This is a genomic window from Nocardioides sp. LML1-1-1.1 (genome assembly GCF_040676175.1).
Taxonomy (GTDB): Bacteria; Actinomycetota; Actinomycetes; order Propionibacteriales; family Nocardioidaceae; genus Nocardioides.
On record NZ_JBEGHK010000002.1, the window covers coordinates 21,607 to 34,466 of the forward strand.

At 70.0% G+C, this 12,860-nt stretch carries 16 protein-coding genes; all 16 read right to left on the reverse strand.

What is annotated here, in order from left to right:
* Nucleotide 1 precedes the first annotated feature (1 nt).
* The 16 genes from MRBLML1_RS06675 to MRBLML1_RS06750 all read right to left on the reverse strand — a co-directional run bounded on the left by MRBLML1_RS06675 (nucleotide 2) and on the right by MRBLML1_RS06750 (nucleotide 12,854).
* Nucleotides 2-745 carry an MlaE family ABC transporter permease gene (locus MRBLML1_RS06675; protein ID WP_414691239.1) on the reverse strand — a complete coding sequence of 248 codons (744 nt, stop codon included), beginning with the start codon at nucleotides 743-745 and terminating at the stop codon, nucleotides 2-4.
* Nucleotides 746-792: 47 nt separating this feature from the next.
* On the reverse strand, nucleotides 793-1,392 hold the full coding sequence (locus tag MRBLML1_RS06680; protein WP_364513265.1) for a hypothetical protein: 600 nt from the start codon (nucleotides 1,390-1,392) through the stop codon (nucleotides 793-795).
* Nucleotides 1,393-1,462: 70 nt separating this feature from the next.
* Nucleotides 1,463-2,344 (reverse strand): ABC transporter ATP-binding protein, encoded by an 882-nt coding sequence (locus MRBLML1_RS06685; protein ID WP_364513267.1) that lies wholly within the window; start codon nucleotides 2,342-2,344, stop codon nucleotides 1,463-1,465.
* Between the two features lie 299 nt (nucleotides 2,345-2,643).
* Nucleotides 2,644-3,093: a DUF2550 domain-containing protein gene (locus MRBLML1_RS06690; RefSeq protein ID WP_364513270.1), complete on the reverse strand. Its 450-nt coding sequence runs from the start codon at nucleotides 3,091-3,093 to the stop codon at nucleotides 2,644-2,646.
* Between the two features lie 7 nt (nucleotides 3,094-3,100).
* Entirely contained in the window at nucleotides 3,101-3,508 is a 408-nt protein-coding gene (locus tag MRBLML1_RS06695) for a F0F1 ATP synthase subunit epsilon (RefSeq protein WP_364513273.1), read from the reverse strand.
* A 2-nt stretch (nucleotides 3,509-3,510) separates the two neighbouring features.
* A complete protein-coding gene (atpD, locus tag MRBLML1_RS06700; RefSeq protein ID WP_364513276.1) occupies nucleotides 3,511-4,965 on the reverse strand; it encodes a F0F1 ATP synthase subunit beta in 1,455 nt (484 codons plus the stop codon).
* Nucleotides 4,966-4,998: 33 nt separating this feature from the next.
* Entirely contained in the window at nucleotides 4,999-5,928 is a 930-nt protein-coding gene (locus MRBLML1_RS06705) for a F0F1 ATP synthase subunit gamma (RefSeq protein ID WP_364513279.1), read from the reverse strand.
* A gap of 3 nt (nucleotides 5,929-5,931) precedes the next feature.
* Nucleotides 5,932-7,569: a F0F1 ATP synthase subunit alpha gene (gene atpA / locus MRBLML1_RS06710; protein ID WP_364513282.1), complete on the reverse strand. Its 1,638-nt coding sequence runs from the start codon at nucleotides 7,567-7,569 to the stop codon at nucleotides 5,932-5,934.
* 59 nt (nucleotides 7,570-7,628) lie between these two features.
* Nucleotides 7,629-8,435: a F0F1 ATP synthase subunit delta gene (locus MRBLML1_RS06715; protein ID WP_364513285.1), complete on the reverse strand. Its 807-nt coding sequence runs from the start codon at nucleotides 8,433-8,435 to the stop codon at nucleotides 7,629-7,631.
* The gene (locus MRBLML1_RS06720; protein WP_364513288.1) at nucleotides 8,435-8,998 is read right to left on the reverse strand and encodes a F0F1 ATP synthase subunit B; all 564 of its coding nucleotides are present in this window, start codon (nucleotides 8,996-8,998) and stop codon (nucleotides 8,435-8,437) included. Before MRBLML1_RS06720 ends, MRBLML1_RS06715 begins: the two co-directional genes overlap by 1 nt.
* Nucleotides 8,999-9,040: 42 nt before the next feature.
* On the reverse strand, nucleotides 9,041-9,259 hold the full coding sequence (atpE, locus tag MRBLML1_RS06725) for an ATP synthase F0 subunit C (RefSeq protein WP_036542107.1): 219 nt from the start codon (nucleotides 9,257-9,259) through the stop codon (nucleotides 9,041-9,043).
* A gap of 67 nt (nucleotides 9,260-9,326) precedes the next feature.
* On the reverse strand, nucleotides 9,327-10,124 hold the full coding sequence (gene atpB, locus MRBLML1_RS06730; RefSeq protein ID WP_364513292.1) for a F0F1 ATP synthase subunit A: 798 nt from the start codon (nucleotides 10,122-10,124) through the stop codon (nucleotides 9,327-9,329).
* A 16-nt stretch (nucleotides 10,125-10,140) separates the two neighbouring features.
* Nucleotides 10,141-10,377 (reverse strand): AtpZ/AtpI family protein, encoded by a 237-nt coding sequence (locus MRBLML1_RS06735; protein ID WP_364513295.1) that lies wholly within the window; start codon nucleotides 10,375-10,377, stop codon nucleotides 10,141-10,143.
* A 30-nt stretch (nucleotides 10,378-10,407) separates the two neighbouring features.
* Nucleotides 10,408-10,854, reverse strand: coding sequence for a hypothetical protein (locus MRBLML1_RS06740; RefSeq protein WP_364513297.1), 447 nt, complete (start codon nucleotides 10,852-10,854; stop codon nucleotides 10,408-10,410).
* A 67-nt stretch (nucleotides 10,855-10,921) separates the two neighbouring features.
* The gene (locus tag MRBLML1_RS06745) at nucleotides 10,922-12,133 is read right to left on the reverse strand and encodes a glycosyltransferase family 4 protein (protein ID WP_364513300.1); all 1,212 of its coding nucleotides are present in this window, start codon (nucleotides 12,131-12,133) and stop codon (nucleotides 10,922-10,924) included.
* Complete coding sequence (locus MRBLML1_RS06750) at nucleotides 12,126-12,854, reverse strand: L-threonylcarbamoyladenylate synthase (protein WP_364513303.1); 729 nt, start codon at nucleotides 12,852-12,854, stop codon at nucleotides 12,126-12,128. The genes MRBLML1_RS06745 and MRBLML1_RS06750 overlap by 8 nt, the downstream gene beginning before the upstream one ends.
* Nucleotides 12,855-12,860 lie beyond the last annotated feature (6 nt).

Consider the following 12,860-nt stretch of genomic DNA (forward strand, 5'->3'; position numbering starts at 1 on the left):
CTCACCCCACCCTCGGTGGCGCGGCGAGCAGGAAGATCTGGCTGACCACGAGATTGATGACGAAGAGCAGCACGCCGGTCACCACGACCGAGCGGTTGACCGCGTCGCCCACCCCGGCCGGGCCGTGCTGGGCGTTCATCCCCTGGTACGACGCGACGAGCGCGGCCACCACGCCGAACATCGCCGCCTTGACGGTCGACTCGATGAGGTCGGCCGGCTGCGAGAACGCGCTGAAGGAGTGCAGGAAGCCACCGGCGGTGGAGTCGAGCAGGTAGACCGCGGAGAGGTAGCCGCTGACGATGCCGACGAAGGCGACCACGCCGTTGAGCAGGACGCTGACCAGCATCGTCGCGAGGATCCGCGGCGCCACCAGGCGCTCGAGCGGGTCGACGGCCATCACCCGCATGGCGGCGATCTCGCTGCGGATCGCCCGGGAGCCGAGGTCGGCGCAGATCGCCGACCCACCGGCGCCCGCGAGCACGATGCCGCTGATGATCGGCGCCGCCTGGCGCACCGTGGCGACCGAGTTGACGCCACCGACCAGCGAGGCCGCGCCGACCTGGCTGGTCAGGCCGCCCACGGTCAGCACCAGCACCAGGCCGAACGGGATCGCGATCAGGATCGTCGGCAGCAGCGAGACCGAGGCGAGGAAGCGCGTCTGCAGGACGAACTCCCACCAGGAGAACCGCCGGCGCACCAGCGCCCGCACCGTCACCGCGGTCGAGTCGACGAACATCGCCACCATGCCGCCGAAGCCCCGGGCACTGCCCGTGAGCGCGTCCACCGGAACCTTCACAGGAGGTCCACGCTGTCCAGCAACCACCGGTCGCCCTGGCGGACCAGGTGCAGCCGCAGCCGGCTGGCCTGGGTCGTGGGCTGGGCGCTCTGCTTGCTCGTCGCCGCCTGGTCGACCGCGGCGAGGACGGTGGCGAGGTCGCCGCGCACCTCGCGCACCGCGATCTCGACGACCGTGCCCTTCGCGGAGGCCTGCAGCTGGGTGAACATCGGGCCGAGCGTCTTGTTGGTCTCGGCGAACTTCTGCAGGAAGGCCTCGGTCGAGCCCTGCTCGAGCTGGCGCTGCTGTGCCGCCAGGTCGCGGTAGTCGTAGGTCGTCAGCGCCACCGCCAGGCCCCGGGCGCTCTCCAGCACCTCGGCCTCGGCGACCTTCGCGGCGTCGTAGCGGTCGAGGTCGCGGTGCGCGGCGCGCAGCTGGACGGCGAGGTAGCCGATCGCGCCCAGCGCGAGCAGCACCACCAGCACGGCGGCGGCGATCTTGCGCCAGTCACGTGCCGCTCCGGGCGTGGCGGGGGGCTCCACACGCGGGGCGTCGGTGTCGGTCGTGGTGTCGGTCGTGGTGTCGAGGTCGTCGTGGACGGCTTCGTCGATGGTCATGTTCTCTCCCTGGTTGGAGCGTGTGCCGAGCACACCCGCCCGCGGGTACGGCGGCACACGCGGTGGTGACTCAGGCGCCGGCGGAGCCGGCGCCGCTGAGCTCGAGGTCGTGGTGGGCCTCGGCGTCGGCCATCTCGTCCATGCCGATCGGGCCGCGGGCGCGACCGGCGAAGAACTGCTCGACGATCGGGCGGTCGCTGGACAGCACCTCGTCGGCCGGGCCGAAGGCGACCAGCCGGGAACGGAAGAGCATCCCGATGTGGTCGGCCGTGCGCTTGACCGAGTCGATGTTGTGCGTGATCACGAAGAAGGTGCAGCCGGTGACCTCCTGGACCGCCTGCATCAGCTCGTCGAGGTGGGCCACCCGGACCGGGTCGAGACCCGAGTCGGGCTCGTCGAAGAAGACGATCTCGGGGTCCAGCGCCAGCGCCCGGGCCAGGCCCGCGCGCTTCTTCATCCCACCGGAGACCTCGCCGGGCATCTTGCCGAGGTGCTTGACCAGGCCGACCATGTCCGCCTTGGTGTGCACCACCTCGCGCACCTGCGCCTCGGTGAGGTCGGTGTGCTCGCGCAGCGGGAAGGCGATGTTGTCGTAGAGGCTGATCGAGCCGAAGAGCGCGCCGTCCTGGAAGAGCACGCCGAACTTGCGGCGCACCCGCATCAGGTCGCGGTGGCGCATCCCGACGATCGGCTCGCCGTCGACGTAGATCTGCCCCTGCTCGGGCGGGTACATCCCGATGATGGTGTTGAGCAGCACCGACTTGCCCGTGCCGGACGGGCCGAGCACGGCGGTGATCTTGCCGCGGGCGACGTCGAAGCTGACGTCGTCGAGGATCGTCGTCGTGCCGAACGACTTGGTGACGCCGCGCAGGGCGATCACCGCGTCGGTGTCGCCGAGCTCGCCGAGCTGGTCGGTGCTGTGGGTTGCTGTGTGGAGTGATCGCGAGATCACGAGAGGCCCTCCCGGGTGTGCAGGCTGGCGCACCGGCCCCGGGCGTTGCTCCCCAACAACACCGTCGGCTGGTCCGTCGTGCCGCTCGCCTCTCCCAACAAGCGTCGTGTTACTCGGGGTAACACGCAGGTACAACCTGCGTCCGGTTGGACGATGTGTCAAGGGTCACGTCCGAAAAAAGGGACAGATCTGAGAACCCTTGCGTATCTCTTCCTCGATCTGCCCGTTGAGCAACGCCCGTCGCGACACCGCGACGCGGGTACGACGACACGGCCCGGAAGGGTGCGGGAGGGCGCGGATCAGCCCTGGAGGCGGTTCCAGTCCGTGCCGGGCGGCTTCGCCTCGAGCCACGCCTGGAAACCGGTGAGCGAGGACACGCTCATCGCCAGCTCCACCTCACCGCGCGGCGACTGGCAACGGATCACGAGGTGGTCGGGGTACAGCGAGGCCTGCTCGGCGCCCAGCGGCTCCCGGCGGCCGTCGTACAGCAGCTCCTCGCGCCGCCACGCCTGCTTGGGGCGCGGGGACAGGGAGAACACCCGGAACCACTCCAGGGTCTCCCCCGAGTAGCGGCCCAGGCCCAGCACCCAGCCGCGCTCGGGCCGCTCGGTGCGGTAGCGGTGGCTCAGCTCGAAGGTGCCACCGTGCCGGGACAGCAGACGGCGCCGGACGATGAGTCCGGCGCCGTACAGCACGAACAACAGCAGGAGCGCGCCACAGGCGTCGAGCAGCCACTCCCACCAGACCATATGCGTGCTAGCTGACCTTCTCCGCCGCGCGGATGCGTGCCTCGGCGTGGCGCACCCGCTGCTCGGCCTCGTTGCTCGAGTCGAGCAGGCGCTTGGCCTCCTCGAGGTCGACACGTGCCTGCTCGACCTCGATGTCCTCGGCGCGCTCGACCCGCTCGGCGAGGATCGAGACCCGGTCGTTGGCCACCGACAGGAAGCCCCCGTCGACGGCCGCGACCACGATCTGGTTCGTGTCCGCGACCTGGATCTCGATCACCGACGCCGACAGCAGCGACAGCGTGGGCGCGTGACCGCGCAGCACGCCGATGTCACCCTCGAGCGTGCGCGCGATGATCATCGCCGCGTCACCGGACCACACGGTCCGGTCCGCAGCGACGAGCTCCACGTGCAGGTGCTCGACCGTCGTGTCCGCCATGATCAGAGGCTCTTCTGGATCTCGGCCCAGTTGCGCTCGACGTCGTCGAGACCACCGCACATGAAGAACGCCTGCTCGGCCACGTGGTCGTACTCACCGTCGGCGATCTTGTTGAACGCCTCGATGGTGTCGGCCACGGGGACCGTCGAGCCCTCGATGCCGGTGAACTGCTTGGCGACGTAGGTGTTCTGCGACAGGAAGCGCTGGATACGACGCGCCCGGGAGACGATGATCTTGTCCTCCTCGGAGAGCTCGTCGACACCGAGGATCGCGATGATGTCCTGGAGCTCCTTGTTGCGCTGCAGGATCTGCTTGACGCGGATCGCGCAGTCGTAGTGCGCCTGACCGATGTACTGCGGGTCGAGGATCCGCGAGGTCGAGGTCAGCGGGTCCACGGCCGGGTAGATGCCCTGCGAGGCGATGTCGCGGGACAGCTCGGTCGTGGCGTCGAGGTGCGCGAAGGTCGCGGCCGGCGCCGGGTCGGTGTAGTCGTCGGCGGGGACGTAGATCGCCTGCATCGAGGTGATCGAGCGACCGCGCGTCGAGGTGATCCGCTCCTGCAGCGTGCCCATCTCGTCGGCGAGGTTGGGCTGGTAGCCCACCGCGGACGGCATGCGGCCGAGCAGGGTCGACACCTCGGAGCCCGCCTGGGTGAACCGGAAGATGTTGTCGATGAACAGCAGCACGTCCTGGTTCTGGACGTCGCGGAAGTACTCCGCCATCGTCAGCGCGGAGAGCGCGACGCGCAGTCGCGTGCCCGGCGGCTCGTCCATCTGGCCGAAGACCAGGGCGACCTTGTCGAAGACGCCGGCCTCCTGCATCTCCTCGATCAGGTCGTTGCCCTCACGGGTGCGCTCGCCGACACCGGCGAACACCGACACACCACCGTGGTTCTTGGCGACGCGGGCGATCATCTCCTGGATCAGCACGGTCTTGCCGACGCCGGCACCACCGAACAGGCCGATCTTTCCACCGGTGACGTACGGCGCGAGCAGGTCGATGACCTTGATGCCGGTCTCGAACATCTGGGTCTTCGACTCCAGCTGGTCGAACGCCGGCGCCTTGCGGTGGATGCCCCAGCGCTCGGTCACCTCGACCTTCTCGCCCTCCTCGAGGTTGAGGAAGTCGCCGGTGGCGTTGAACACCTTGCCGAGGGTCACGTCGCCGACGGGGACCTCGATCGGGGCGCCGGTGTCGGTCACGGTCTGGCCGCGGACCAGGCCGTCGGTCGGCTTCAGCGAGATCGCGCGGACGACGCCGTCACCGATGTGCTGGGCCACCTCGAGCGGCAGGGTGGAGGTCTCGCCGTCGAGGGTGACCTCGGCCTCGAGCTTGTTGTAGATGTCGGGCATCGCGTCGACGGGGAACTCGATGTCGACGACCGGGCCGATGACCCGCGCGATCCGACCCACCGAGGCCGCACCGCTGGCGGTGGTCTCTTCAACCGTTGCAGTCATGTCTTACTCCGTTAGGTGTTTTCTCTGGTGGGGTCAGTCGTTCGCAGCCTGGGCGTCGGCGAGCGCGTTGACGCCACCGACGATCTCGCTGATCTCCTGGGTGATGCCCGCCTGGCGTGCCTGGTTGGCGACCCGGGTGAGCTTCTTGATCAGCTCCGAGGCATTGTCCGTCGCGGCCTTCATGGCCTTCTGGCGGGCGGCGAGCTCGGAGGCCGCGGCCTGCAGCAGGCTGTAGAAGATCCGGCTCTGGACGTACTGCGGGAGCAGCCCGTCCAGGACCTGCTCGGCCGACGGCTCGAACTCGTAGAGGGGAAGCAGGTCGTCGCTCTCCGGCGCCTCGCTGCTCCCACCTTCTCCGGCCTCGACGACCTCCAGGGGCAGCAGGCGGATCGCCGTCGGCTCCTGGGTCAGCATCGAGCGGAACCGGGTGTAGACCACGTGGACCTCGTCCACGTCACCGTCCTCGCCCTGCTCCTTGAGGAAGGCATCGATCAGCGCCCGGCCGATCTCCGCCGCCTTGTCGTAGGTCGGCTGGTCCGAGAAGCCGGTCCAGGCCTGGACGAAGTCGCGGCCGCGGAACTTGAAGTAGGCCTCCGCCTTGCGACCGGCGAGGAAGAAGTCGATCTCCTTGCCCTCCTCGCGCAGCCGGCCGGAGAGCCGCTCGGCCTCCTTGATGACGCTCGAGGAGTAGGCACCTGCCAGGCCCCGGTCGCTGGTGATGACCAGGACCGCGGCACGCTTCGGGTTCTCCTCCTCCCGGGTCAGCGGGTGGTCGACGTTCGAGAACGTCGCCACCGCCGACACGGCACGGGTCAGCTCGCGGGCGTACGGCGCCGCCGAGGCGGCCCGCTGCTGCGCCTTGATGATCCGGGACGCAGCGATGAGCTCCATGGCGCGCGTGATCTTCTTCATCGACTCCGTCGACTTGATCCGCGCGCGGTACTCACGCAGCGATACGGCCATGCGTCAGCCCCGCTTCTGCTTGACGATCTGCTCCTGCTCGAGCTCGTCGTCGCCCAGCGCCTCGGCCTCGGGCTCGTGCCCGGCCTTGATGCTGCCGCCCTCGGAGGTCTCGAACTGGTTCAGGAAGGAGTCGTACGCCGCGACGAGGCCGTCCTCGTCCTCGAACTTCTGCGTCTCGCGGATGCCGGCCAGGAGACCGTCGTGCGAGCGGCGCAGGTAGTCGAGGAACTCGCCCTCGAAGCGCAGCACGTCGTCGGTCGGGACGGCGTCGAGGCGACCCGACGTACCGAGCCACAGGGAGACGGTCATCTCCTCCAGCGGGTACGGCGAGTAGGCCGGCTGCCGCAGCAGCGCCATCAGCCGCTGGCCACGGGCCAGCTGCTGCTTGGAGGCCGCGTCGAGGTCGGAGGCGAACATCGCGAAGGCCTCCATCGCGCGGAACTGCGCGAGGTCGACCTTGAGCGAGCCGGTGACGGCCTTCATCGCCTTGGTCATCGCCGCGCCACCGACGCGGGAGACCGAGATGCCGACGTCGATCGCGGGCCGCTGGTTGGCGGCGAACAGGTCCGACTGGAGGAAGATCTGGCCGTCGGTGATCGAGATGACGTTGGTCGGGATGAACGCCGAGACGTCGTTCGCCTTGGTCTCGATGATCGGCAGCCCGGTCATCGAGCCCGAGCCCAGCGCGTCGGACAGCTTCGCGCAGCGCTCCAGCAGGCGGGAGTGCAGGTAGAAGACGTCACCCGGGTAGGCCTCGCGGCCCGGCGGGCGGCGCAGCAGCAGGGACACGGCGCGGTAGGCCTCGGCCTGCTTGGTCAGGTCGTCGAACACGATGAGGACGTGCTTGCCGTCGTACATCCAGTGCTGGCCGATGGCCGAGCCGGTGTAGGGGGCGAGGTACTTGAAGCCCGCGCTGTCGGAGGCCGGGGCCGCCACGATGGTGGTGTACTCCAGCGCGCCGGCCTCCTCGAGGGCACCGCGCACGGAGGCGATGGTGGAGCCCTTCTGGCCGACGGCGACGTAGATGCAGCGGACCTGCTTGCTCGGGTCGCCCGACTCCCAGTTCTGCTTCTGGTTGATGATCGTGTCGATCGCGACCGTGGTCTTGCCGGTGGCGCGGTCGCCGATGATCAGCTGGCGCTGGCCACGGCCGATCGGGGTCATCGAGTCGATGGCCTTGATGCCGGTGGCGAGCGGCTCGTGGACCGACTTGCGGGCCATCACGCCGGGCGCCTGGAGCTCGAGGGCGCGGCGGCCGTCGGTGGCGATGTCGCCGAGGCCGTCGATCGGCTTGCCGAGCGGGTCGACCACGCGGCCGAGGTAGCCCTCGCCGACGGGGACCGAGAGGATCTCGCCGGTGCGGCGGACCGTCTGGCCCTCCTCGATCTTGTCGAAGTCACCGAGGATGACGACACCGATCTCGCGGTCCTCGAGGTTCAGCGCGAGGCCGAGCGTGCCGTCCTCGAACTCGAGGAGCTCGTTGGCCATGGCGGAGGGCAGACCCGACACGCGGGCGATGCCGTCACCGGCGGAGGCGACGGTGCCGACCTCCTCCTTGCTCGCGGCGGCGGGCTCGAAGTCCGCGACGTACTTGGCGAGGGCGTCGCGGATCTCGTCCGGACGGATGGAGAGTTCCGTCATCTCAGGTGCCTTCTCTCTTGTCTACTGCGTGAAGTCGTGGGTGGTGCGGTGATCGCCGGTCAGCCGGCGATCTTGCGGCGAGCGTCGTCGAGGCGGCTGACGACGGTGCCATCGATGACGTCATCGCCGATCTCCACCCGGAGGCCGCCGAGGACCTCGGGGTCGATGACGATGTTGAGGTGCACCGGGCGGCCGTACTGCCGCGTCAGTGCCGCGGCGAGCCGCTCCTGGTCGGCCGCGGACAGCGCCCGGGCGACGTGGACGGTGGCCACGCCCTCCCCCTGCGCCTGGGCGGCGGTGCGCTCGTAGTCCTCGAGCGCGGCGACCACGGTGCGGTAGGAGCCGGACAGCGCCTGGGTGACCAGCTGCACCGTCGCCGGCAGCGCCTTGCCCTCGAGCAGGGACGCGACGAGCGCGCCCTTGTCGGCCGAGGAGCGCACCGGGTCGGACAGCGCGTTGCGCAGGTCGCTGTTGTCGGTCACCAGGCGGCGCACCGTGAACAGCTCGTCGACGAGCCGGTCACCCTGCGCCCCGGTGGACCGTACGGCGGCCACGACACCCAGCTGCTCCAGCGCGTCCGCGAAGTCGCGGGTGCGCGACCAGCGACGACCGGCGGCGTCCCGGAGCAGGCCGAGCGAGACCGCGTCGACCTTGCCCTGGAACAGGTCGCCGACCAGGCCCGAGCGGGCCTCGGCCGGGACCGACTGGTCGGTGACGACCCGGCGCAGGGACGCCTCGGCGCGCACGGCGGCGGCAGCGGCGAACAGGTCGCCCGCCACCGTCGCGGCCGACGCCTCGGCCACCCCACCGACCTGGTCGGTGAGGGCGGCCACGGCGTCCGCGGACGCGGTGCGGAAGGACACCATCAGGCGTCCCGCCCCGCGTCGGCGGCGTCAGCCGTCTCCAGCTCGGCGAGGAAGCGCTCGACGACCCGCGCCTGACGCGCGTCGTCGTCCAGCGACTCGCCGACGATGCGACCGGCCAGGCCGGTCGCGAGGGTGCCGACCTCGGCACGGAGCGAGGTGACCGCCTGCTGGCGCTCGGCCTCGATCTGCGCCTTGCCGTGGTCGACGATGCGCTGGGACTCGGCCTGGGCCTGCTCCCGCATCTCCGCCACGATCGCGGCACCCTGCTCGCGCGCCTCCTCGCGGATGCGCGCGGCCTCGTGCCGGGCGTCGGCCAGCTGCTGCTCGAGCTCGGCCAGCTTCGCGTCCGCCTCGGCCTGCTTGGTCGCGGCCGCGGCGATGCCGCCCTCGATCGCAGCCGAGCGCTCGGCGAACGTCTTCTCGAAGTTCGGCGCGACGAACTTCTTGATGGCGAAGAAGAGGATGCCGAACACGACGAGGGCGAGGACGACCTCGATCCACTCGGGGACGAGCGGGTTGTGCTCCTCCGCCTCAGCGGCGGCGACGATCAACAGTGACTTCATGGACCTGACCTAGATCTCGTACTGACAGGAGGCCGGTTCGGCTCAGGTGTTGGATGCCTTGAGGACGAACGCCAGGGCGATGCCGATGATCGCCAGCGCCTCGGCGAGCGCGAAGCCGAGGATCGCGATCGACTGGAGGCGGCTCTGCGCCTCGGGCTGGCGGGCAACGCCGTTGATGTACGCGGCGAAGATGAGACCGATGCCGATACCCGGGCCGATGGCGGCCAGGCCGTAACCGATCATGTTGAGAGAGCCACCCATGGCTTCTTTCCTTTCGGGTTGTTTTCTCGTGCGAGAACTGTGGGGTTGGTGGAGCGGACGGTGCGGATCAGTGCTCGTCGGCGAGCGCGCCCTGGATGTACATCGCGTTCAGCAGGACGAAGACGTAGGCCTGCAGGAACTGCACCAGGATCTCGAGGAAGCTGACGAGGATCGCCAGCACCCAGGCGAGCGGCCCGGCGACGTAGCCGATGCCACCGACGTGCTCGATGAGGTAGAGCCCACCGGTCGCGAAGAGCGCGAGCAGGATGTGGCCGGCGAACATGTTGCAGAACAGACGCAGGGCCAGCGTGACCGGGCGGACCAGGATGTTGGAGAAGAACTCCAGCGGGACCAGCAGCGGGTACATCACCGGGCTGACGCCGGAGGGCACGCTCTGCAGCTTGAGGTAGCCGAGCAGGCCGTGCTTGGCGATGCCGACGCCGTTGTAGACCACCCAGGAGAGCCCGGCCACCGCGTAGGCCATGCCCGCACGGCTGAACGTCGGGAACTGGACGAACGGGATGCTGGCGAACAGGTTGTTGACCAGGATGAAGAAGAAGACCGTGACCAGGTAGGGCACGAACTTCTGGAAGTCGTGGCTGCCGATGATGTCGCGGGCGACGCTGTTGCGCACGAAGCCGTAGGCGCCCTCGCCGGCGAACTGCAGCTTGCCGGGGACCAGCGCCCGCTTGCGCGCGGCGAGGAAGAAGAAGGTGAACACCACGATGCCGGACAGGACCACCAGGACCATCGGCTTGGTGACCTCGGAGCCGGCGATGCCGGGCAGGTCGAACAGGCTCGGGCCCGGGGCGTGGAACTCCTCGCCTCCCTCGGCGGCGATGGTGGCGCTGGCTGCGATGATCACCAGGTCTCCTCTGCGTTCACTGCTCGTCTGTCTTCGGGCTGTCGGGCTGAGCTGGTGGTTCCGTGCGGAACCGCTGGGCGGTCATGTAGATCCCCAGCGCGGCACCCGCGAGGATGCCGATCGCAACGAGGAACGTGGTGCCCAGCCACCGGTCCGCGAGCCATCCCAGCAGGCCGTAGAACGCGACCCCGGCCACGACGTAGCCGAACGCATGCCACGGATCGCCCTTGGGCTTCTCCTCGGGCTGACTCATTGCGCCCCGGACAATAGCAGTCTCGAAACCTCATCGCGCACCGCCCTCGGACGGCCTGGACGCGGTGGTCTCGAAGGCCGGGATGCGGGCCGTGGTGGCGAGCGCGATCTGCACGCCCATCCACACGAAGGCACCCAGGATGATGGCGCCGCCGACCCAGTTGCCGTCGAGCTCGTCGTCCAGCAGGCCAGAGGTGTTGAGGACCACGAAGACCAGTGCCATGGCCGCGACCTGGAAGGTGTAGGTCACCATCGCGAACAGCAGCGAGGCCGCCGGCATCAGCCGCGAGACGGCCTCGACGGCGAAGGAGCCGAAGGCGAAGACACCCACCGCGATCACTCCCCCGACCGCGGCGCCGGCGGCGGCGGACCGCCCGGCGACGAGCGCGGCGACCAGGACGAGGACCGCTGCGGCGACCGCGGCCACGAGGGCCGCACGGGTCACCACGCGGGATGTCCGGGTGTCGGTCGTCATCATCGGCGGCCGTTCTGCTCGTCGCGGTCGTCGGTCTCGGAGAATGCTCTCCGGGAGTTCGTGAAAGTTATCACAAAGTCCCGGGAGGGTCCGCATCGGGGGCCCCCGCAGGCTCCGGGAGCGGTGGTTCGGCTGGCTCCAGCATCTCGTCGATGACCTGGTCGACGAGCGGCGCATGGACCAGCGGGAGCACGAAGGTGAGGGTCACCGTGACGACGAAGCTGGCTCCCAGGATGCCCCACACGACCGGCCCGGTGAAGAGGCTGGCGATCACCACGCTGAAGGCGATCAGCCCGGCCCACAGCCACATGATGACCACGGCCCGGCGGTGGGAGTGACCGATCTCGAGCAGCCGGTGGTGCAGGTGCTGCTTGTCGGGGGCGAACGGCGAGCGCCCGGCCCGCGTGCGTCGTACGACGGCCAGGACCAGGTCGACGAGGGGCACCAGCAGGATCAGGATCGGCAGCAGGACCGGCAGCAGGACCGGCAGCAGGCTGGCCCGGGTGCCGTCGGCGCCCTGGGTGAGGTCGCCGGGCGCGAACTGGGTGGTGATCGTGATCGCGGTGGCCGAGAGCACCAGCCCGATCAGCATCGACCCGCTGTCACCCATGAACAGCCGCGCCGGGTGGAAGTTGTGGACCAGGAAGCCCACACACACCCCCGCCAGCGCCGCGGAGAGCAGCGCGCCCGTGGTGGCCCGGGTGACGTCGTTGAGGAAGGTCAGCGAGTAGCAGAACAGGAAGAAGGCCGCCGAGCTGATCCCGATCACGCCGGCGGCGAGCCCGTCGAGTCCGTCGATGAAGTTGACCGCGTTGACGGTGGCGACCACCGCGAAGGCGGTGAGCAACGCCCCCTGGCCCAGGTCGAGCGCGAACACCTCGCCCTGGGACTGGTAGAAGTAGCGGAACTGGATGCCGGAGTAGACCAGCACACCCACGGCGAGCACCTGGCCGCCGAACTTCGTCAGCGCGTCGAGGTCGATGATGTCGTCGATCACGCCGACCGCGCAGACCAGGGTGCCGGCCAGCAGCACGGCGAGCGCGTCGTCGAAGACGAAGGGCCGGTCCTGGCCGAGGAAGGGCAGCGCCTTGGCGACGAAGTACGCCGCCCAGAGCCCGCCCAGCATCGCCAGGCCCCCGAGGTAGGGCACCGGCTCGGCGTGCACGTCGCGGTCGCGCACCTTGGCCACCGCGCCGGTGCGGATCGCGATCTCACGGGCGACGACCGTCAGCAGGTAGGTGACCGCGGCGGCGACCAGGAAGACGACGAGGTACTCACGCATCCGCCGGCTCGGCCCCCTCGTCGGGCTCGTCGGGCGCTCCGGGCTCGCCGGGCGCTCCGGGCTCGCTCGTGTCGACGGTGACGCCGAGGTCGGCGAGCACGGCGTCGATCTCGGCGACGGCGATCGCGCCGGCGCGCAGCAGCCGGGGCCGCTCCCCCGTCGCGTCGATGATCGTCGAGGCCACCCCGCCGGGGGCGGTGCCGCCGTCGATGATCACGTCGACCGCGGCGCCGAGCATGGTGTCGGCCGCGTCGGCGTCGACCGCGGCGTCGCTGCCGGTCAGGTTGGCCGAGCTCACGGCCAGCGGGCCGGTGCGGTCGAGCAGCGCGCGAGCCAGGTCGTGGTCGGGCATCCGTACGGCGACGGTGCCCCGGGTCTCGCCGAGGTCCCACTGCAGCGAGGGCTGCTGGTGGCACACCAGCGTCAGCGCGCCCGGCCAGAACTCCGCGACCAGCGGGGCGACGTACGCCGGCACCCGGGTCGCGAGCGCCTCCAGCGTGCCCTTCGTGCCGACCAGCACCGGTGGCGGCATCTCCCGGCCGCGGCCCTTGGCGGCCAGCAGCCGGGTGACCGCTTCGGCGTCGAAGGCGTCGGCGCCGACGCCGTAGACGGTGTCGGTCGGGAGGACGACCAGACGGCCACGACGGACGGCCTGGCTGGCCGCGTCGAGGGCCGCCTCGCGCTCCTCGTCGGTCTCGGTCGCGAACCGCTCGGCACTCACGGGGCC